Annotated in this window: 13 protein-coding genes; 5 read left to right on the top strand and 8 right to left on the bottom strand. The window is 37.8% G+C overall.

The genetic code is table 11. The annotated features are described in order from the left end of the window. Nucleotides 1–1,143: 1,143 nt before the first annotated feature. The 8 genes from VYJ22_RS09945 to VYJ22_RS09910 all read right to left on the bottom strand — a co-directional run bounded on the left by VYJ22_RS09945 (nucleotide 1,144) and on the right by VYJ22_RS09910 (nucleotide 11,447). Entirely contained in the window at nucleotides 1,144–1,710 is a 567-nt protein-coding gene (locus VYJ22_RS09945) for a hypothetical protein (protein ID WP_329903876.1), read from the bottom strand. 94 nt (nucleotides 1,711–1,804) lie between these two features. Further along, nucleotides 1,805–1,951: a hypothetical protein gene (locus VYJ22_RS09940; protein ID WP_329903874.1), complete on the bottom strand. Its 147-nt coding sequence runs from the start codon at nucleotides 1,949–1,951 to the stop codon at nucleotides 1,805–1,807. A 293-nt stretch (nucleotides 1,952–2,244) separates the two neighbouring features. Beyond that, nucleotides 2,245–3,381, bottom strand: coding sequence for a SusE domain-containing protein (locus VYJ22_RS09935; protein WP_329903872.1), 1,137 nt, complete (start codon nucleotides 3,379–3,381; stop codon nucleotides 2,245–2,247). A 15-nt stretch (nucleotides 3,382–3,396) separates the two neighbouring features. After that, on the bottom strand, nucleotides 3,397–4,950 hold the full coding sequence (locus VYJ22_RS09930) for a RagB/SusD family nutrient uptake outer membrane protein (RefSeq protein WP_329903871.1): 1,554 nt from the start codon (nucleotides 4,948–4,950) through the stop codon (nucleotides 3,397–3,399). A 24-nt stretch (nucleotides 4,951–4,974) separates the two neighbouring features. Next, the gene (locus VYJ22_RS09925) at nucleotides 4,975–6,225 is read right to left on the bottom strand and encodes a TonB-dependent receptor domain-containing protein (protein WP_329903869.1); all 1,251 of its coding nucleotides are present in this window, start codon (nucleotides 6,223–6,225) and stop codon (nucleotides 4,975–4,977) included. Between the two features lie 156 nt (nucleotides 6,226–6,381). Continuing rightward, nucleotides 6,382–7,464: an IS5 family transposase gene (locus VYJ22_RS09920; RefSeq protein ID WP_329903867.1), complete on the bottom strand. Its 1,083-nt coding sequence runs from the start codon at nucleotides 7,462–7,464 to the stop codon at nucleotides 6,382–6,384. A gap of 63 nt (nucleotides 7,465–7,527) precedes the next feature. Next, entirely contained in the window at nucleotides 7,528–9,282 is a 1,755-nt protein-coding gene (locus VYJ22_RS09915; protein ID WP_329903866.1) for a SusC/RagA family TonB-linked outer membrane protein, read from the bottom strand. Nucleotides 9,283–9,320: 38 nt separating this feature from the next. Beyond that, nucleotides 9,321–11,447: a glycoside hydrolase family 97 protein gene (locus VYJ22_RS09910; RefSeq protein ID WP_329903865.1), complete on the bottom strand. Its 2,127-nt coding sequence runs from the start codon at nucleotides 11,445–11,447 to the stop codon at nucleotides 9,321–9,323. A gap of 665 nt (nucleotides 11,448–12,112) precedes the next feature. On the opposite strand from VYJ22_RS09910, the gene VYJ22_RS09905 reads away from it, so the two are divergent. The 5 genes from VYJ22_RS09905 (at nucleotide 12,113) to VYJ22_RS09885 (ending at nucleotide 20,226) form a co-directional block, all read left to right on the top strand. Continuing rightward, nucleotides 12,113–12,703 carry an RNA polymerase sigma-70 factor gene (locus VYJ22_RS09905; RefSeq protein ID WP_329903864.1) on the top strand — a complete coding sequence of 197 codons (591 nt, stop codon included), beginning with the start codon at nucleotides 12,113–12,115 and terminating at the stop codon, nucleotides 12,701–12,703. A 370-nt stretch (nucleotides 12,704–13,073) separates the two neighbouring features. Further along, on the top strand, nucleotides 13,074–14,186 hold the full coding sequence (locus VYJ22_RS09900) for a FecR family protein (RefSeq protein ID WP_329903863.1): 1,113 nt from the start codon (nucleotides 13,074–13,076) through the stop codon (nucleotides 14,184–14,186). 3 nt (nucleotides 14,187–14,189) lie between these two features. Next, complete coding sequence (locus VYJ22_RS09895; RefSeq protein ID WP_329903862.1) at nucleotides 14,190–17,660, top strand: SusC/RagA family TonB-linked outer membrane protein; 3,471 nt, start codon at nucleotides 14,190–14,192, stop codon at nucleotides 17,658–17,660. A gap of 20 nt (nucleotides 17,661–17,680) precedes the next feature. Then, the gene (locus VYJ22_RS09890; protein WP_329903860.1) at nucleotides 17,681–19,060 is read left to right on the top strand and encodes a RagB/SusD family nutrient uptake outer membrane protein; all 1,380 of its coding nucleotides are present in this window, start codon (nucleotides 17,681–17,683) and stop codon (nucleotides 19,058–19,060) included. 32 nt (nucleotides 19,061–19,092) lie between these two features. Continuing rightward, nucleotides 19,093–20,226, top strand: a complete 1,134-nt coding sequence (locus tag VYJ22_RS09885; RefSeq protein ID WP_329903859.1) for a TlpA family protein disulfide reductase — start codon at nucleotides 19,093–19,095, stop codon at nucleotides 20,224–20,226. The last annotated feature ends 1 nt before the right edge of the window (nucleotide 20,227 follow it).

Below are 20,227 nucleotides of genomic sequence, written 5' to 3'. Positions count from 1 at the left end.
GAGTAGTTTTGTCAAGAGCAAATAAATTAGATTTTGCTCTTGACAAAGGTGGGTACGATGTTGTATCTTTGTATCTACACCGATCACTTTATAAATAGACTAAGAATTAATCAATCATGAATATGGAAACCAAAGTAAATAACATATCACATTTTGCTGAGAATAATTATTTATTCTCCTTGGAAGAATATGTAGCTTTGGAGGGCTTCCGTTTTGCAAAATGTCAAAAACATACGCGGAATATGAAATAGCAAATTGTCAGAATCTAAAATATATTATTCTATATACATAAATCAACCGTAAACGGAGCTGTATGCTCTGTTTACGGTTTTTTATGCACTATGCTCAAAGAGTATCATATCCTCACTACCTTTTATTATTTTTCTAACTACCTTCTATTATTTTTCTAACTAGGTAATTCCATTTTCGTAGTTAGGAAAAAATTGTAACTTAACTAAGAAATTATCACAACGTAGTTACAAAATTAATTAAAGCCGATCAAAAACCTCTTTCATACTTTGGTTGAAAAAATAGTTTTCAAAATGAAAGTTAATTACTGCTTTTGATTTATTTTTTGTTTGTAAATGCATGTTTTATTATTCTTTTTGTAGGATAGATATTCTGGGGTTAAATACTATGAAAAGGCTAATAACACCAGTTTTGAGAGCCGGTTAGTTGCAATTTGTCATTGTTGCATACTTATTGAAGAGGCATTATTATACTACACTTATGAGTGTTTAGTAATATAGGGCAGCTCAAAATGGTGAAAAATAGGAGCTAAAATATATAAATTCCTCCTCTCTAATAGACAAAATCTATTCTAACCTCTTTCATTATTATTTCTTTTTAGAGCATCTTCCCTTTTTATAAAAGCCTCCGTAAAATCTGCTAATAGGAAGCAGATAACCAACACAATGGCATGGCACCACATATAGAGTTGAAACCAAACAGGAGAATAAGAAATAATCCTAATAAACAGATTCAACCCAAAATATATCCGACTAAAAACTTGATCTTACTATATGAATTTCATCTGGTTTATAGATAACTGAGAAATTCAAAGCAGGTTCTGATTTTCAATAAATATTTTTGTTTTACAAATACTTTTAATTTTTATTCTCTGAAAAGTTAATCGATACGAGGTCATAGCCTGAAGGCAATCCCTACAAATAATTCCGGCATAGAAGCAGGGCTCAACAATGTGTAATAAATCATACCCCAAAGATTATCGTCAATCTTGCTCTGACTTCTATTTCCAAAAGGAGCTACAAATTTAAAACCTAAATCTGCAAAAATATACCATTTACCTGATCTAAAAAGAGGGGTCATTCCCCCTATCCCAATTCCTCCTCCTGCGTAATAAGGATGGTCATCTATTGCTGTTTGGTTGAAAAAAAATCCTCCAACCAATTTTGCTCGTGCATAATACCCATTTCCTATTTGACCTTTGAAATAGTACTTCATTATAGGACTGATTGCCAAATTGGGTGGTCCGAATCTGTAATGAGCGTTAATTTCTCCTCCTAATGTTATTTTTGATGATATGGAGAAATCCGTACCTATATTGGCCCCAAAGATGAGATACTGGGGTATTGTGTAGATATAATTTTTATTTTCAATTTTATCTGTGTTTAAGTTTTGCGCAAAAACTTTCATGAAAAAAAAATTACATATTACAAGTATCAAGAGGCAGCTTACCTTAATTTTCATAGTATCTCTATTATTATTGGAGCCATACCTTATAATCAATTGGTGCTTTTTGTTAACCTATATTACAAAGGTATAATAAGTTTTTATATAGCAATTAAAATAAGCAGTTAGTGTATAATGCTCTTATTTTTAACTTTTTATTATTGGTGAAGTTTGTTGTGCTCAATCTTTTATTGATGAATAGAGACCGTTGCATAGCAGGCCAATTGCTTCGTTGCTTGCGAGATTCGCGCTTGGTCATTTACCTGAAGTAAACTCCCTGTGCACTCACTCTTAGCGCCTTGCACTTTACCTTCTATGCCCGATCAAAGTGTCTTTTGTCGGCTTTACCTCCAAAATCCACAAGACTGTTGACTTTTGTAACAGTCTCGAATATGGTAGAGAAGGGGATTTGATCTTCCAAAAGAAATAATCCCCTGAAATTTCGTCTCAGAAATTTCAGGGGATGGAGGGTTTTGTATCATATCAATGTCCGCTGCATAGGCATTGATGTTAATTCATATTATCTTAACTCATTGAGGATATTATGCCGGACTACTTCTTTTTGAGAAAATGGAATTCTCCGGTAAGGTCGCAGAATACCACGTCATAAATGCCCGCTATTTTAGAGGAAATCTTGATGTTGCCACCTCCTTTGGCGCTTTTACCTACCAGAAGTTCTGCTCCTCCCCAACTCGTATCCCATTTAGAGTCGGCTCTAAATTTGATTTCACCTTCTTTGATTGTAACGTCTTGAGCTGTCCAGATATGTTCGTCATATTTTGCTTTGGTAAGCTCAAGATCTTTGTCCCAACTGATGGCACCATTACCAATAATTCCTATTTTGGCGTACTTAGGCATTCCTTTCTCATCAAAAGGCTTGATGCTGTAAGTGAGTTTTTGAGGATCCAGTGTTACCGTATAGTATCCTTCAGTTTTGATATCAGAGATGTTTTCAGCTTTTTCCGTCCCTAATTTACCCGCAGAGACAAAGCCAAGAAGACCATTCCATGTACCCAGATTCTTCTCAGAAATAAATTTGAACTCTGATTTAGCTTTGAATTTACCGGTATAGGTATAGATCTCTATCGCAGGATCATCTGTAAATAATGGGAATCCAGTATAATTATTTTTCCACTCATTTTCGCCAAACATATTCCCGATTAGGAAGTAGTCGGGCAGTTTATTGGAGATTGATGCCGGAGTCAACGTCAATGCCACAGCTTTTGACAAGATAAAAGGCGGTGGTACCGTAGAGCTACCCGCTCCACCTGAAATGAAAGGTGAAGCTTTTATTTGCATATGGAGGGTCGCTTTTTTATCTACTGCAAGTTTTAGCTTCGTAGTAGCCAAATCATTGAGCTCAAGATTGGTAAAACTCTTGGATAGAATATTGGTTCCCATAGCCAAGGAGATAGTATCTTTTTTCTCCTTTTGAGCGGGATTAGAAATAAGCAGTGCGTAGTATACCGCTGTCTTATCATATCCTAAATCCGCCGCAGTCCAGTCCATTTTCAGAGCAACTTCTCCTCCTTTGTCAGGAGCAATAACAACGTCTTGTTTGCTCAGTTTTATGGAGGAAGGGGCTTGTGGATTTATGATAGCACGATCTTCATCTTTGTCGCATGAGGCAAAGGTTGCAAGCCCCATGGCCAGACAAAGAACGCTCTTGAATGCTATATTGATTTTCATAAGATAACTTGTCTTTTAGTAGTTGGGATTTTGTTTCAAATTTTTGGAGTTTGCCTGTACATCATCGGATGGTAATGGGTAAATGCTGTAGTGCTCTGAAACACCACGACCATCTTTGACTCCACCTTTCCATGGCCAAAGGTATGAGCCGGAAGTAAACTTACCGAAACGGATGAGGTCAGTACGGCGCATGCACTCCCAATACAGTTCACGTCCGCGCTCGGCCAATACATCATCCAGCTTGAGCGTGCTGAAGTTACCTGAAGCATTGCCATAGGCACGTTCCCTGATTTTGTTTATATAAGAAAGTCCTTTGGCTTGGTCTGCTCCACCTCTTGCTGCAGCTTCTGCATAGTTGAGATACATCTCTGCTACACGGAAAAGAGGATAGTCAGTATCTGTGAAAGTGCTATTTTGCCCATTCTCTTCTTTTGATGTTACATTGCGGAACTTATATACAAATACACCTTGCATAAATTCGCTTGCCTTTTTGATTTCTTTGTCTTTATACGCCATCATATAGCGTGTATCTTTACTTTTATCAAAAAGAGCTTCCAAGGCAGATGTGGCTCTATTGCCACCCCAACCGCCATTGATCCCCATCTTTTGTTTATGTACAGTGATGGCGTCGGCACTGGACGAAGAATTGATCAGGAAGGTACTACCTCCGTAATTTTTGCTGTGTATACCGTCATAATTAATGGAAAGGATTGTCTCACTATTATTCAGGTTATTATCGGCAAGGAAGAGATTTCCGTATTTAGCCACAGGAGTGTAGCCTGAGTTGATTACTTTTTCAGCATACTCTGCAGCTTCTTTATAATGATTCTCTCTTGCATACACCTCGGCATTGAGATATATTCTTGACAATAGAGCCCAAGCGGCTGCTTGATCCACACGTCCGTATTCATTTCGCTTGGCAGCTTTCAAGTCCGGCTCAAATTCTTTGATCTCTTTGATTAGAAAAGCAAAAAGGTCTTTGCGCATAATCTGTTTGGGATATACTTTACCTGTGCCGAGTTCCTCATTGATAAAAGGAGGATTACCGAAGATATCCATCATCACCCAGTACTGGAAAGCACGCAAGAAGCGAGCTTCGGCTCTGTAGACTTTAACTTCAGGATCTGAAGCTTTACCTTGGGTCTGTACCAAGAAGTCCGTAGCCAGCTTGATCTGGTAAAGGCTACGATAATATAGGCCTTTGACAAAAGGATTGGAAGACGACCAATTCATATTGTGTATATCAGGAACACCGTCGTCGGCCCAAGCACATATAGCCTCGTCTGTACAAAGCTCTTGTAAGTTGAAATAATTACGTAAGAAGTCGCTTGCCCCTTCGTCAATACCTGCTACATCGCCTTGTCCGGCAGGACCTTCGTTACCGGTAAGAGCAAATGCTCCATAAACTTTGGCAAGAGCTTTTTTTGTTCCCTCAGGAGTGTTGAATACCGTTTTGGCTGTATCGGTATTTGTCGGCTCACGATCCAGATCTTTCATGCAAGAACTAAGACCCAGCAACGAACATAGCCCGAGGATACCTATACCTTTTATATTGAAATACTGATTCATAACAGTCTTAATGTTAGTAGATAATTATAAAGAGAATGAAAGATTGAGTGAATAAGTGCGAGGCACAGGATACAAATTATTGTCAATAGCTCTCTCCGGATCTATGCCTTTGTACTTGCTCCATGTAAAGACGTTTTGTACCGTAGCAGAGGCTCTGAGTCCAACATTGTTGAAAAGCTTGCCGAAATCATAACCTAAGGAAAGATTGTCCATCTTGAGGAATGAAGCATTTTTCACATAGTAATCAGACATATACTGTGCTGTGGAAAACTTGCTCTTATAGATCTCTTTAGGTGTATTTTGCAAGAAATTGTTGGAGTTTATTATCTCATTGAAAATAGCCAATGATGACGATACGTTGTCGTAGATATAATTACCTATGCTGACACGTAGAGCTGTGGACAGATTCCACTTACCGTAATTGAGTGATGTGGAGAATCCCATGAACACTTTAGGTTCGGGTGATTTATACTGATATCTGTCCTTCTCGTTGTAGATCCCGTCATTGTTAAGGTCGGCATAGGCTCCTTCTATAGGCTTGCCGTTGGTGTCATAAAGTTGTTTGAAAACAAAGAATGAACCCGGAGCGTGATTGACGGAGTGTATCTGAATATTATTACCTGTCCCGCCTCTGATGCCTCCTGTGAGCACACCGAGGTAATTGGGGTCTTCGGTTTGATTCAGCTTGGTAATCTTAGTTTTGTTCAGTGTGATATTGTAGCTTACATCCCAAGACAACTTTTCCGTTTGTATAGGTGTGGCATTGATGGTAAACTCAAAACCTTGATTGGTGATATTCCCCACATTGGTCAGGAGCTTATTTGAGAAGTTGGATCCTGCTGGGATGGGTATTTCATTCAGTAGATCCTTAGTTTTCTTATAGTAATAATCTATCGTACCCGATATTCTATTGTTTAAGAAGCTGTAATCAAGTCCAATGTTTGTAGTAGCGGTTTGTTCCCATTTGATATCTTTGTCATAAGCTGCCGGACGATACATATTATAGAATGTATTCCCAAATTGATAAGTAGCTGTATTGGAGCTTAAGTTGTATCCCGGAATATAGCTGTAGTTGGCAATACCGTCTTGTTGTCCTGTAACGCCATAGCCAAGTCTGAGTTTGAGATCATTTACAAATGCTACATCTTTGAGGAAGCTCTCTTGCTTGAGACGCCAAGCCAGAGCCAATGACGGGAATATACCCCAGCGATTGTCTTTGCTAAAACGGGAAGATCCGTCGGCACGCACAGTAGCTGTAAAAAGATATTTGTCCAATAGAGACTGTTGAAAAAGTCGGATCGAGACACAGAGACATAAAACGAGCCGTTTTCCGCCCGATTTTAGTGAACAGACGAAGGAATTTTGATTCTAACTTTCTTGATTTAGCTCATTTTTGAGCCTCTTGAGGGGTCAGTGCCCCTCAAGTAGAGTCTAGTTTACGTTTTGTTGCATAAGTAGCTTTGGCGCACGTTTGAGATTGTACGCCAAAGACTCAATGAGGTTCTGATAATGCGTTTTAGCAATTCCTCGGTAGCGACATCGTCCACCATGAAACCATCGTATAATGCTACCAAAGCTACGCTCTATCTGCCATCGCATGGAACTGATCAGTCTATTCAATTGCTTTTTACCATCCGTCAGTGGCATACCTTTGACTGCTTTGTGCATGATGCCATCTATCAAGTTGTGGTCGCACAGATAACCTCTGTTTTTCTTGGATGTGTACCCTTTGTCCGCTAATATCATTGTCTCTTGGGGGAGTTGAGCCTGCTCCAACAGAGGTATGATTTGTGTCGTATCTGCCACGTTAGCCGCTGTGGTGATTACTTCATGTATTAGTCCCTTGGTGTCTGTTAAGATGTGCTTCTTGTAACCGTATCTATATTCATTGCATTTCTTCACCCAACGAGCCTCTTCATCTACGCCGGGTTTCGTTGAGCAGACTTTGACTTGGTATTCTTCTTCAGCCTCTTTCTCTTGATCGCTACGAGTATCCTCCCGATCATCGCAGATCACAATTTGAAGCCCTCCCGTTGGTTTGTTGGGGCTGTCAACAATACTTGCGTCCACAATGGCGCCCTCTTTGATCTCCATGATGCCATGTTGTTTGAGTTGCTTGTTGAGAAGCTTGAATAGCTTTGCCATTAAGCCTTTCTCTATAAGTTCTTGCCGGAAGCGACAGATGGTGGAGTGATCGGGAGAAACAAAGTCCATCGTCAGGCCCAGGAAGGCACTCCATGTGAGGGAATCGTTGATTCGCTCTTCTACTTGACGATCTGAGAGACCGTACCAAGTCTCCAAAAGCAGGATCTTGAAGAGCATAATGGGGCGGTAAGAGGAAGCGCCAAATGGGGTGTCTCCCTTAAGGCAATGTTTGTTGAGCAAGTTGGAGATGGGACGCCAATCTACAATGCTGTCAATCTGATGTAAAAAGTTGTTTTTGGTGGCTTGGCGACGACGTTCTACTGCTAGTTCTGCAAAAGATGCGGCATTGGTGTTCTTTTCCTTACTCATAGAGACTGTTTTGACTACTGGTTTAATATTCAAATATAATGATATCCAGCGATATAGGCAATATTAAAAGGGCAATTCTCGTGCAACAGTCTCCAATAAGCTATAATTGATACGAGAATACCATGAAACCAATGTGTTTTGCGGATAATCACGATCGAATACAGGTGTGGAAATGACTTCCTTAGCAGCCGTATAATCAGGGAACATGTATTCCGTTGTTTTCCAATCCTGGTATGAATAACCTGCCATTACATCGATGCGACTGCTGATTGCTGCTATTTCCTTATTGTAGTTGGCATAGAAGTCAAGTAATAGGTTGCGTTTTTTCTGCTTGTATTCATTATTGGTACCTCCTTTTCCTCCATTTTTGTTATTGCCTCTATACCATTCGAATGCGGCGTTCGCAGGTACAAATATTTTACCATTGCTATCTGTGTAATCGAAGCCGAGGTTAAGATTGAAACGAAGATCGGGCAGGGTAAATGTTTTATAATCAAATTTGATGCTTCCTATAGAACGGAAAACATTGCTTTTGTCATCACGCTGATTGATGAGTGCTACAGGATTGGCGGGAGCAAGTACTGTGATCTTACCGCCGTTCATCCATGTAAAGTATCCGCCGAACTGATCGAAGCCTTCTGCCTTTACCGGTTGCGTAGGATCAAAAACAACAGCGGAGCCGATAGCATCCTTATTGGCAAATCTGTTTTTTGTTCCGGATAGTTTTAGATTGGCATCAATGCTCAGATGATTATCGAAGAACCGTGGGTTAAGGCTGATGCCGCTGCTGATACGTTTCATATTATCCGTTTTGAGCACTCCGTCTTGATAGTACATCCCTATTGAAACACGGTAGGGAAGTGCTCCCAGGGCTCCGCTTATACTAATATTATTATCCGATCCGAAAGCTGCTTGATAGATTTCTTTCTGCCAGTCTGTATTAGCATTGCCCAATAATGATGCTTTTGACGGAGAGTGCTCTTTGATCAATTCTCTGAATTGATCTGCTTTGAGTACATCTACAAACTTAGATGTGAATGCAATAGAATTCTGGGTAGACACGTTAATCTGTGTGCTCTGCCCCATTTTACCTTTTTTAGTGGTAATGATGATAACCCCGTTAGATGCTCGTGAACCATAGATCGCTGTTGCGGAGGCATCTTTCAGTACGTTCATAGATGCTATATCCTGTGGATTGATAGAGCTAAGCACACTGGGTGACCCCTTTGCTGCATTATTTTCGATAGGCACTCCGTCGATCACGATGAGAGGGTCGTTACTTGCATTGAGCGAAGCTCCTCCACGGATACGTATAGTACTTCCGGCACCGGGAGATCCGTTGGGAGTGATTTGTACACCGGCTACTTTACCAACGAGTAATTCGCCCGGTGTAGCTATAGCTCCTTTTTGGAAATCTTTTTCTCCGATGCTGCTAATAGAGCCGGTAAGATCCTTTTTTTGTACCGACCCGTAACCTATGACCACAACTTCTTTGAGTTGCTTACTATCCTCTTTGAGGATTACTTTGAGAGGTAGTGTGGTTGTAGCCAGGGATATCTCTTGTGTGACATAGCCTACATAAGAGATTGTAAGTACTGCATTCTTGGCAGCTTTGAGTTGGAAATTGCCGTCTAAGTCAGTTACAGCTCCGGATCCCGGTTTGTTTTTGATTTGTACTGAAGCTCCTATAACACATTCGCCTTGCTCATCCAATACTTGTCCCTTGATCATAATATCTTGGGCATAAGCCATGTTGATGAATATCAAAGACATGAAAGTCATCAGAAGTACTCTGTACTGTGATTTGGTAGATTTCATCTTATTTGTTACTCTTATTTATTTTATATAATCAATGTTTATTTCAGAGGCATGATGGAAATAGCGAAACCTCCGCCCGGTGCAGATCTCAAATCGAGTTTGCTCCCTTTTTTTACTGTGATCTTTTTTATGTTATAAACTTCGGGATTGTTCTTATAATGAGCCGTGGGAGCATCTGTATATAATGTAGCTGTATACCTCTTGCCGGGATCAAGAAAATCAAGGTTGAGCTGTGATTTATGTCCGTTGTAACCTGCTACATTGCCAATAAACCAATTGTCGGAGTTTTTAGCTTTGCGCGCAATGGTGATGTATTCTCCCGGTTCGGCTTCCAAGATTTTAGAGTCATCCCAATCTACTGCTACATCTTTGATAAATTGGAAAGCATCCATATGTTTCTCATATACTTCGGGTAAGTCAGCTGCCATTTGTAATGGGCTGTACATGGTTACATAACATGCGAGTTGATTACAAATTGTAGTGTTGACATGTGATTTGTTTTCAGGATTATATTTGCTTATATCCATCTGAAATATTCCCGGCGTATAGTCCATGGGGCCTCCCATAAGACGAGTAAAGGGGAGGAGGGTAAGGTGATTGGCATTATTACCTCCGAAGGACTGATATTCTTGGCCTCTTGCTGATTCTTGAGCGATAAGGTTGGGGTAAGTTCTGCTTAGTCCGGTCATGTGCACGGATTCATGAGCATTGACTGAGATCTTGTACTTAGCCGCTTCTGTTACAGCGTAGAGATAGTGGTTGACCATGGATTGACCATAATGATATTCTCCACGGGGGATGATGTTACCTACGTATCCGCTTTTTACTGCATGGTAATTATTATCTACCATAAATTGATAGGCTTTGTGCATATGTCTCTCATAGTTTCTCACTGAACCGGATGTTTCGTGGTGCATGATGATTTTGATGCCTTTGCTTTTGGCATAGTCACGCAGCATAGCCACGTCAAAATCAGGATAAGGAGTTACAAAGTCAAATACAAAATCCTTAGAATTGCCAAACCAATCTTCCCAGCCTATATTCCAGCCTTCGACTAATATGGCATCAAAACCGTGCTTGGCTGCGAAGTCGATGTATTTCTTTACATTCTCATTTGTGGCTCCGTGATGTCCGTTGGGTTTTGTTTTAGTGTAATCTGTTTGACCTATTTTTACATAAGGTAAATCATCTGTATAAGCCCAAGAACTCTTGCCAGTGATCATTTCCCACCATACACCCATGTATTTCACTGGCTTGATCCAATCAGTTGTTTCGTAAGCGCATGGCTCATTGAGATTGTAGATCAGTTTAGAGGCAAGTATATCTCTGGCATCTTTGCTTACAACGATAGTTCTCCATGGGGTATTGAAGGGTGCTTCGATATGTCCTCTGTTACCTTGGGCGTCAGGTGTCAATTCTACAGAGAATACAAAGTTTTTATCATTTAGATCCAAATTGATTGCGGGAAAGTCTATAAGGGCTGCTTCATGTATATTGATGTAAAGCCCATCATCAGATTTGAGCATCAGAGGGGTTTGTACTCCTGTCTTGGAAAATCCCTTTTGAGAGCAGTTGGGAGTATAGGCTTTATCGAACAAGCTTCTGATCTCGGACAATCGACTTGTAGTAAAGTCATATTCTTCCGTATCATAATCTCCCGGTATCCAATAAGCTTTCATATCGCCATTCATTGCAAATTGTGTGAGTTCTTTTTTGACGGTAAGAAAGTTCATCTCTTTGCCGGCAGGGAATTCGTATCGAAATCCAAGACCATCATCGAACAGTCGGAAACGTATGGCAAGATTGTGTCCAGTTTCCTTTTGTTTGAGATTTACCAGTAATTCATTATAATGATTCCTGATATTCTTTACTTCTCCCCAAACAGGCTGCCATGTTTCGTCAAAAGAGGTTTCTTTTTTGTCTATGACTTCAAAGTTTTTGTTCAGGGACTTTTTACTGTCAGTCATTTCGAAGCCTAGTTTACTTGACTTGGTTACTATCTTACCATCAATAAATTTGAGGGCGTAAGCCGGCTCCCCTTGTGCGGTCAAAGAGAAAGAAAGTTCAAGTTTCTTGTCGGGCGAATAAATCTTTTGAGCTGAAGTATTGAGCGCAAAGTAGCACAGACACAACAGCCATAATGAAAGTTGGGTTAATCTTTTCATCAATAAGTTTAGTTTGAAATATTTTTAGTTTTTGTAGTTTATTTAAAGACGTTTGCACGAAAAGCTTCAATAATTATTATCGAGAAGTGTGGTAAATGCAATATCCTTCGTTTTTATTTTGGTGAGGTAAATATAATAAATAGGTTTGCGTTTTATTATTAAAATCGTAAAATCTGCTCTCTTATCTACATTTTAAGCTTTTGTTATTTAGGTATTTTGAGAATAATATTATTGATTTGTATATAATTTACTATAACATGAGTATATAATTTTATTTTTGCGTAAAGAGTCCTTTGTTTAGGCATCTCATTATTATAGTCAAGGAAAGTGTTGAGATAATACACAGATTGATCAGGCCAACCTCGGTGTATAAATATTTTATATTATTATAAATTTTAATCTTTGGCGCCTTTATTTAAACAAAATGTAGGCATAAATAAATAAAAAATGTCACATGATCATCTGAAATAAGAATTATACAACAACTTATTATTTGTAGATGTAAGATAACTTTTATATTTTTCGTTCCATTTCGCATCCTTTAAGGGCATTATTTTAATATTAAAAGCATGCTCTTCTTCAAGACTGAATTACATTTCCACTTGGAAGTAGTTACTCCATTAGATTATATGTAGCAGTCAACAGTAGTATTAAAATACTTTATAATGAGTAAGATTATCAGCGATCCGGATCTTTGGGCCGGATTGAAAAATAAAGATGAGAAAGCGTTCAAAAAGCTTTTTTATCTTTATTATCCCAAGCTTGCGGCTTTTGCGTATAGTTTCTTACATAATGAAATGGATAGTGATATGGTCGCTACCGATGTGTTGCTACGCTTATGGGAAAATGCAGGAGAAATAGATATTACTCATACTCTTAATGCTTATTTGTTTCAGGCAGCGAGAAATCGTTGTACAGACTTTTACAGATCAGAGGCCGGGCGTCCGCAAGGTGTTAGTCTGAATGATGAATTGAGACATCTTTTTATTACTAGCGATGAAATTATGGATTCATTACTTCTTAGTGAGTTGGAAGACCAAATCAATCTTTCTATTCAAAAGCTATCTGTCGAAAGTCGTAAAATTTTTCTGATGAGTCGCCGGGATAATTTAAGTTATGAAGAGATTAGTAATTTAATGGGAATATCAGTGAATACCGTGAAATATCATATGAAAAAAGCCTTGCTTCATTTGAGGCTTGATCTGAGTAATTATCTTATGATTGCCTTATTAATGATGATTATTTCAGCAGAGTAGTTGGTCTCTACTTTATTTATTAATATTTTCTATCTCATGTACATATGCCTATTATAAGAGGTGCTGTAGGAGATGCAGTGTTCAGTATGTGTAAAGCTATGCTGTTTTATAATAGTTCTTTTGTATCATAATGTCGTATATTTGCATCTTATTTGTTCAAATAGATATTTTAATATTTAAAGATTTATTGTTGTAAATTGTTGATTATTAGTTTATAATATTTCAGTGCGTGTTAAGTTTATATTTTTTTAGATGTTATTGATAGCTCCATATATAAAGCTTATTGGTATTTTATTTTAAAAAAAATCACATTTGTACTACCCATCACCTTGGCGCTAACGTCTCATTATTTAGAAATCCTTTTTAATATATGGAAAAGTATCAAAATGAAATGGCCGATATGGAACATCTTATTGTAAAACAATTTGATGGTACTATTGATTGCGATGAATATAATGTATTAAAAAGATGGTATGAAGAGTCTGCTGAAAACCAAAAGGTTTACCATGATATCATTATACTATTGAAGACCCAAGAGATTTCTCGGAATGAAGAGAAATTCCATCATAAGACTCATATAGCTTGGAAAGCAATCCGTAAGCGCCTTCCGTCAGTCCAAAAACGGATGGGATATACAAAAGTGTTTGTTCAGTGGAGCAAATATGCCGCTGTGATTTTCGTCACAGTGGGTATTACCTTATTTGTTTCTTCTAAAATGCAAGATGTAAGAAGAATGCAAGAGGAGGATAACTACCGTATTGATGTGCCTTTGGGCTCTAAGACTCATATAACCTTGCCTGATGGTACTAAGGTCTGGATCAATTCAGGGTCTACCCTTATATATGATAATCTATTTGGTAAAAAGAATCGCAAAGTATATCTCAATGGAGAAGCTTACTTTGATGTTCATAAAAATCCTGAATTGCCGTTTAATGTTCATACCGAGGCTCTCAGTGTACGTGTTTTGGGTACAAAGTTTGATATGAAAGCTTACACTACTGACCCCAAAGCTTATATAACCTTACTCGAGGGTGAAGTAAATGTGAGAGGCAGTAAGACTCAGAGTGAAGGTGTAAATATAAAGCCCAATGAACAAGCTATTTTTTCAATCACAGACGATATTATTAAAATAAGGAAAATTAAAGGCATTGACTATACTTCATGGATAACTTTGGAAACAGAGAGGATTAATAATTCTCAAGATTCATTATTATTACCTAAGGTTTCATCTATAAATATTCCCAGTCGATCCATCCAGACAAATCTATTCTTTGATGAAGAGCCGTTGAGCCAAATCATCAGAGACTTGGAACGGGCATTTAATGTTAAAATAATTCTAAAAGATAATGCCATAGCATCACAAACATTTTACGGAGATTTTAGAAACGGAGAATCTTTTCATGAGATATTAAATATTATAACGAAGAGCAATAAGTTGACCTATACAACAGAAAATAACACCATAATAATAAAAAAGATATAGAGTATGAGGAGAAAATCTTTACCCGAAAGAATAGCATTTGGGCTTCTAATGCTATTATTCCTATTTTTCCACACTTCAGTATTAAATGCACAAGAACAAAAAATTTCGTTTAAGTGCGACAATGTTACCGTGAAAGAAGCCTTAGAAAAATTTAAAACGGTATCCGGTTATTCAATTTGGTTCAAATCAGGAGATCTGGATTTGAAGAAGAGAATTTCTATTTCACAAAAAAATGCATCTATTCATGAGATATTGAAGTATATTCTAGAAAACCAGAAAGTCCATTATATCGTAGAGGATAAAAGCATACGCATAGAAAAGATTACTCCTCAGTCCAAAGATAAACGTACTATCAAAGGACGAGTGACTGATGCTAATGACGGCTCTTCTCTGATTAATTGCAGCGTCAGGATAAAAGGAGCACGTACCAATTGTGTTGTTACAGACTTTGACGGCAATTATTCAATAGAAGCATCTTCTTCTGATATTCTTGTCTTTTCTTATATAGGATATGACACGCAAGAGGTTGCTGTGGGCAAGAAAGATGAATGCAATGTGAAACTTAGCAATAAGGCGGTAAATTTGGATGCTGTTGTAGTGACAGGATACCAAAAGCTTAATAAGTTTAATGTGACTGGTTCTGTGAGTACCATGTCGGTTAAAGATATTGCGGTAAAAAGCAGTAGCGGGCTCAATGGTATTCTTGAGGGCAAAATACCTGGCTTGAGTGTTTATAAAAATAAACTACTCATTCGTGGTGGTGCTTCATTGTCTGCAGGTACGGAACCTTTGATTATTGTTGATGACTTTGAGGTCAAAGAGATCCCTCAGAACATGGATCTTATAGAAAATATCACTGTTCTTAGAGATGCTTCGGCTACAGCTATTTGGGGATCAAGAGCAGCAAACGGAGTGATAGTAATAACTACTAAAAAAGGGCGTAAAAATGATTTTAAGATAACATTGAATAGCAATATTTCTATTGATTCTCGTCCCGATCTAAAAGATTTGCACAGAGCATCTTCATCGGATATGGTGGCTTATGATCAAGACTGTGATAAGCTCAAGTATATCATGAAAGAAATATATGATGGAAGTATCGCCGGATATACGCAGTCGATAGGGACAATCCTAAAATTTAAGAACGGGCAAATAACCGAAAAAGAGATGCAAGACCGACTTCACATGCTATCGCAGATCGATAACAAAAAGCAGCTGTCCGATTTATTCTTGAGAAATGCTTTGGCTCATAATCATCTTTTGTCTATTTCCGGAGGTACTGATAAAGTAGAGTATTATGTTGGAGGTACATATTCGGATAAAGTATCATCTTATATCGGTGACTACGCCAAACATTTTAGTATCAATTCACGAGCTTCATATAATATTACTGATTGGTTCAAACTAAGATCTGATATTTATTTGACATCAAGTCGTAATAAAATCGGTTACTCTGAATTATCTGACAAGCTCTATCAGATGAGTCCTTTCCAGTTGGTTAAGAATGAAGATGGATCTTTGATTCAAGATTATTCTTCTTTCAATGAAGAATTTGCTAAGGATATGGTATCTAAGGGGTATTATTCGCAAGGAAGTAATCTAATTCAGGAAACCAATCTTGCAAATAATAAGGAAAGTGGATTCTCATATAAAATACGTTTGGGGTCTGATTTTAAAATTTTACAGGGCTTAACCGCTACTCTTGACTATCAATATGAAAGAGGAGAATCAAACAATAAATCAATATCTGATGAGCAGAGTAATTATACCAGAACATTGATTAATTCGATGACAGAGCTTGTTGATGACAGAACTTTGCAATATCACCTTCCTAAAGGCAACATCTTAGATGGATCTGATGCTAAGTGGTCTTCATGGGTGTTTAAAGCCGGAGCTAATTTTGTCAGAAACTTTGGAGATGAGGGCAAGCACTATATCAATGCTGTCGGGGGGGTGGAACTTAGGAGCTTTCAAAAAAATACTTTCTCATACCGACGCTTTGGTTATGATGATCAACTCCTTTCTTGGAAGCCATTTGATCAGATAAAAGCGAGTAGGGGGATTCTTTGGTTGAATGGTAGCCTTAATATATATGATGTTAGCTTAGCAGAGCCGTTTAGAGAAAGTACTAACAAAGAAATGTCTCAGTATATGTCCTGTACATATACTTATGATAATAGATATACTTTGAGTGGAAGCCTCCGTATTGATGAATCCAATCTTTTTGGGGTTTCCAGAAAGTACAGGCGTAATCCGATTTGGGCTTTAGGTACAAACTGGCACATTAGTAATGAATCCTTTTTTAACTCTTCTTTAATCTCAAATCTTATGCTGCGCCTTTCTTACGGATTGACAGGTAATTTTGATAGAGGATTAAAGACAACTCCGATGATGACCGCTCGAAGAATTTATATGTCTTCAATAGGTGAGTATATTACTCGAATTGTTACTCCGCCTAATCCTTCTTTGAGATGGGAGCGCACAAGAGCTATAAATACATCATTGGATTTGGGTTTATGGGACAGATTGAATATGACTTTTACTTACTATAACAATTATAGTTACGATCTCTTGGGTAATTCTACTCTTGACCCTACAACAGGATACGAAGAGGCCTTTGTGAATGCAGCTGATATGACTAATCACGGGCTGGAATTTACATTGGATGCCGATCTACTGCGCTTGAACAATTTTACCTGGTCTGCCAATTGGGTGTTATCATATAATAAGAATAAAATTAAGAACAATAATGTATATGATGAGGCCCCTATGCTCAATAGACCTAAGGGTACAGTGAGGTTTGTCGAAAATTATCCACGAGAAGCTATTTGGAGCTATAGATGGGCAGGTCTTGATGCTAAAGGAAATCCTCAGGTATTCTATAAGGGGAAGGATGGACAGCAACAAAAAACAAATCGTTTGGATAATCTTTCTGTGGATGATCTTGAATTTAGTGGCACTTATCAGCCTCGATATTCGGGAGGTTTTTCATCAAGTATTAAATATAAGAACTTTACAGCGAGTGTCATGTTCCTTTACAATTTCGGGCATGTCTTTAGGGTCGAATACCCTTCTATGAATCCGTATTCAGGTTCTTCCGTAGTTAGTGAATTCGTAGCCCGAAGGTGGCGTAAACCCGGAGATGAAAATATTACAGATATACCTGGAATTCCTTTAGACTGGGCAAATTTCACCCTTAATAGAGAGGATTTGGCCATTTTTTCTTCAAATTCAATAAGAAAGGGAGGAATGATAAGGCTTAGGGATATTACTTTTGATTATCAACTGCCTGATAATTTTCTAAAAAGAACACCATTTAAGCGAGTAGAGCTGTCAGCCCGTTTTTCAAATCTTTGGTTATGGACACAGAATAAGGAGCACTATGATCCTGAAGCACTATCATTAGGTGGTCACCCTCAATTTAATCTAAGAGAGCCGATGTCTTTTTCCGGAGCTATAAAAATTGATTTATAATCTTAAATGAGATCAGAATTATGAATAAGATAAAATATTATTTCTGCATTATAGTTTGTGTTTTTCTGAATTCTTGTGGAAAGTTTACTGAAAGTATACCTAAAGGTTATGTTTTACCTGAATCAACGGTAGATTTTACCGGCATGATACGAGATCCGGAAGTAACCGGTGCGGCCTATTCTATTATAGATATTTCTTCTGATAACCTCGATATTCAGGATGACGTATTAAACACGATGGTTATAACTCCAAATGGTAAGGCATACTTATGGGCTGAGTCATATTATTTACTTAATGAAGCAGATAATATTTGGAATAATTCATATCGGGATATTTATCAGATAAATACCGTAATCGACAATATTATGGCAAGCTTGGGAGGAAGCCCTGAAGAAAAAGAAGAAGTTATGGCTGAAGCAAAACTCAGTAGAGCTTACTATTATTGGATACTCAACCAAGTATATTCATTGCCTTACTCGAAAGCTGAGGTGGCAAAAAATCTGTCAGTACCTTTGGCTCTCAAACCTGATCTTGATGCCAAATATACAAGAGCTACAGTGAAAGATGTAATTGATATTATTGAGAAGGATCTTTCCATTGATTCTAAAATACTTTCTCAAAAAAGCAATAATCCTTATAGACCCAAGCCACAGGCATTACATGCAATGAGAGCTCGCTTCTTTTTCTATTTAGGGGAATATGATAAAGCTTTTGATGAAGCAACCAAAGCTTTGGCTTTGAACAATCATATAAATGACCTTCGTAAATGGAGTTTTAAGGATGAAAAAAAACCTCATTCCGGAATTCAAGGTAGACCTATAGATATTGAAAATCCTGAAAATATTTGGTTTAGGAAGACCAACTTGGCGGATATGGGGGCTGTTCAGTGTATAAGTAATGACTTATTAGCCTTGTATGATTCTAAAGATCTTAGGTTTAAATTTAATTTTACCAAGTTAAATAAAATAGGGAAAGAGTATGAAGATGGTAAATTTCATTACGTACAAACTTATGATTATTCCATTAGTGTTCCTGAAATGATGCTTATACAAGCGGAAGTTTTTGCTCGCAGAGGAGGACATGAACAAGAGGCTCTCGATATTCTAAATAAACTCAGAACTTTCAGGTTTAAAGAGAGTGATTATAAGCCTCTGAAAAAAAATGGTAATCAATCTGTCTTAAAAATAGTTTTGGATGAGAGACGTCGTGAACTTGTGATGAGAGGTTTGCGCTGGTTTGATATGAAACGCTTAACTAAGGATGGGACAATTACAACTCCATTTAAAAGAGTTTATCAAGGAAAAGAATATCTATTGGCTCCCGGGTCTAATAGATTTGCATTCCCAATAGCGGAAAGTTTACGTAAAAAGAATCCATTAATAATTAATAACCCAAGATGATAATGAAAAGGCAAACTTTATTTTTATTTATAATGATTGGTTTGTTGAGTGCATGTTTTGCATATGCTCAACAAACTCAAGGTAGTTGTATTTTAAAAGGTCATGTCGATGGCTTAAAAGAATATGATGCTGTTCTTTTGGACTATGATAAGAAGACTGAAATCGCAAGAGCTAAATCTGTCAATGGTGATTTTCAAATAAAGTGTAGCGCAATCCCTTCTGATGGAAGGATGTTTTGCTTGTGGATTCCTCAATTGGGAAATATGGAGCCATCCATACAGGTTTCTTATGATTATATTTTTATAGATAGTCCTGAGATTATCATACAGGCTTTGGTCGAGAAGGATCATGGCCTAAAAATCAAGTCTGTGAAAGGATCCCCGACTATGGATGAATACGAGAGAATTCAGGAACAAAATCCTTTTAATCAGGAATTGAATACTGCGATAGGAGTATATAATAAGGCTTTCGATGAGTATAATAATGTAAAGAGCACAGATGAAAACCTCAAAAAACTCGAACAAGTGGCAAAGAAAATAGATGAGATATACGCCAAACAAGCACAAGTATATCTTCATATGATAGATTCTTTACCCGAGAGTAATGCTTTGGCGGCGATAATCTACTCTTATTTTTTTCAAGCTCATGTGGATGAACAGGAGCGTGTTATTACCCGCTTTTCACCGCATATGATTCATAATTTTTTTATAGATTTAATGAATCAGAATGTTTCCAACGCAAAGAAGTCTGCTGTAGGAAGTGAAAGTCCAGATCTTGTTCTGGAAACAGAAAAAGGCGAAAAGAAAGCAATCTCATCGTATAAAGGGAAATATATCCTGATAGACTTCTGGGCATCATGGTGTGGACCGTGTCGCAAAGAGATTCCTAACATCAAGAAATTATACAATACGTATAAGGACAAGAATATTGAGTTTATAGGGGTCTCTATTGACGATGATAAAAAGAGCTGGCACAAGGCTATTCAGGAAGAGAAACTCCCATATCTCCAGTTGTTCGATGCGGAAAAAAAGAGTATGACTGTGTATTCTTACAATGGCATTCCTTTCATCGTTCTCATCTCCCCTGACGGACGCATTCTTGATAGAAACTTACGAGGAGAGGCATTGGCAAAGAGGTTGGATGAAATATTGAATAAAACTAAATAAC

The organism is Porphyromonas pogonae, assembly GCF_036320655.1.
Lineage (GTDB): Bacteria > Bacteroidota > Bacteroidia > Bacteroidales > Porphyromonadaceae > Porphyromonas > Porphyromonas pogonae.
The sequence above is the reverse complement of the archived record's forward strand: the minus strand, read 5'-3'. Positions and strand labels throughout refer to the sequence as shown.